This is a genomic window from bacterium (assembly GCA_020440705.1).
Classification (GTDB): Bacteria; Krumholzibacteriota; Krumholzibacteriia; order LZORAL124-64-63; family LZORAL124-64-63; genus JAGRNP01.
The window spans coordinates 1-1,574 of record JAGRNP010000253.1; the positions used below are offsets into that span (position 1 = coordinate 1).

The 1,574-nt window shown below is 71.5% G+C and carries 3 protein-coding genes; 2 read left to right on the forward strand and 1 reads right to left on the reverse strand.

The window, feature by feature from the left end:
• Together KDM41_18175 and KDM41_18180 are read left to right on the forward strand one after the other, a co-directional pair.
• Window positions 1-208, forward strand: a 208-nt coding sequence (locus KDM41_18175) for a two-component system response regulator (GenBank protein MCB1185351.1), incomplete at its 5' end; no start/stop codon positions are given.
• Between the two features lie 83 nt (window positions 209-291).
• Window positions 292-1,125: a hypothetical protein gene (locus KDM41_18180; GenBank protein ID MCB1185352.1), complete on the forward strand. Its 834-nt coding sequence runs from the start codon at window positions 292-294 to the stop codon at window positions 1,123-1,125.
• A gap of 1 nt (window position 1,126) precedes the next feature.
• On the opposite strand, the gene KDM41_18185 is transcribed toward KDM41_18180, so the two are convergent.
• Window positions 1,127-1,574: DUF814 domain-containing protein (locus KDM41_18185; GenBank protein MCB1185353.1), on the reverse strand; the 448-nt coding region annotated here is incomplete at its 5' end.

Genomic DNA, 1,574 nt, shown 5'->3' on the forward strand with positions numbered 1-1,574 from the left:
CATCCCCCTCTCCGCGCGCATCCTCACCATCTGCGACGTGTACGACGCCCTGACCAGCAAGCGCATCTACAAGGACGCCTGGACCATCGAGGACACCATGGCGAACATCCGCGAGAACGCGGGCAAGCAGTTCGACCCCGACCTGGTGACCATCTTCCTGGCCCGACCCGCCGACCTGGAGCGCATCCAGGCCCGCTACCCCGGCTGAGCCGCGCCGGGGTCGTGTTGATTCCATCTGTTCGATTCGCTAGATTGAACCCGGTCCGTCCCTCCCCGACCGGAAGGTTCGTCATGCGCCATCCCGCCGCCCGCCTCGTCCTCGTCCTGGTCCTGCTGGCGGTGGTGCCCGCGGTCGCCCGCGCCGGCGGCGCATCCCCCCATCTGCTCATGCGCGAGTTCGGCCCCGCGCCCGAGATCGCCTACCGCTTCCTGCACCCGCGTCTCGCCGTCGACGCCTATCCGGTCGGGTGGAGCATGGGCGCCCACGAGTTCAGCGTCGCGGTGCCGGCGGGCCGGCGGGTCGTGGTGTGGCTGGGACTGCCCCGCGTGACCTGGGCGGTCGACGGCATCGATCTGCCGGACGAGAGCGCCTGGGGCAACCTCACCCTGGGTGTGCAGGCGGGGGGCGGCAACGAGAGCGGGGTCGTCGCCGGCTGTGATCTGGTTCTGCCCACGGCCCAGAACCGGGGCCGCGACCTGCTCACGACCGGACTGCTTGCCGACCCCTATCACCTGGAGACCTTCATTCCGGACCTGCTCACCATCCGGCCCTACGCGCAGACGAAAACCCTGCTGGCCCCGGACGCGACCTTCCGCTTCCTGCTCGGGCCCGACCTGCTGGTGCCCACCGGCGACGCCGAGGGGGACATCGAAGCGCTGGTTCGCTACGGGGTGGGGCTGGGGCTGGACAACGGCACCGTGGCCGTCTCGCTGGAACTCGCGGGCCAGTGGCTCGTCACCGGCAACGGCGACTTCGCGAGCGATTCCGAGCACTTCGTGGCCGCGGGCTTCGAGTACCTGGGGCACTCGGTGCGGCCGGCGCTCTCCTACCGGATTCCCACCGACGGAACCTACGACAACGTGCTCGACGGAATCGTCGGCCTGCGCATCCGCGTGCTCCCCTGAGTCAGGCGGGTTCGACGCCGGCCATGACGCCCGGCGCCACGAACAGGCTGCTGTCCTGCAGGCACACCGCCGTGCCGGCCGGCGCCTTGCGCGGCTTGCGCACGTAGCGCTTCTCCGTGTGGATCACCGGCACGAGACCCGCGTGGCGCGCCTTGCTGTGCAGGGCGGCCAGGGCCGCCGCCTTGGCCAGGACGGTGCGGGGCACCTGCTCCGGCCTGCCGGCCGTGCGCAGGATCACGTGGCTGCCGGGCACCCCCTGGGCGTGGAGCCAGATGTCCCGGTTGTGGGCCGCCCGGTGGGTGAGTTCGTCGTTCTCCGTGTTCGAGCGCCCGATCCACACCTCCCAGCGGCCGTCGATCAGGTAGCGCCGGAACGGCCGCGCGGGCTCCTCCGGAGTGCGGCGGCGCGGGCGTTCGTCCGGCTCGGGCGCCAGGTCCGGATGGTCGGCC

Bases quoted from the DNA above. Each gene is read 5' to 3' on its own strand.
- KDM41_18180 (MCB1185352.1), top strand. From the start codon at position 292: ATGCGCCATCCCGCCGCCCGCCTCGTCCTCGTCCTGGTCCTGCTGGCG.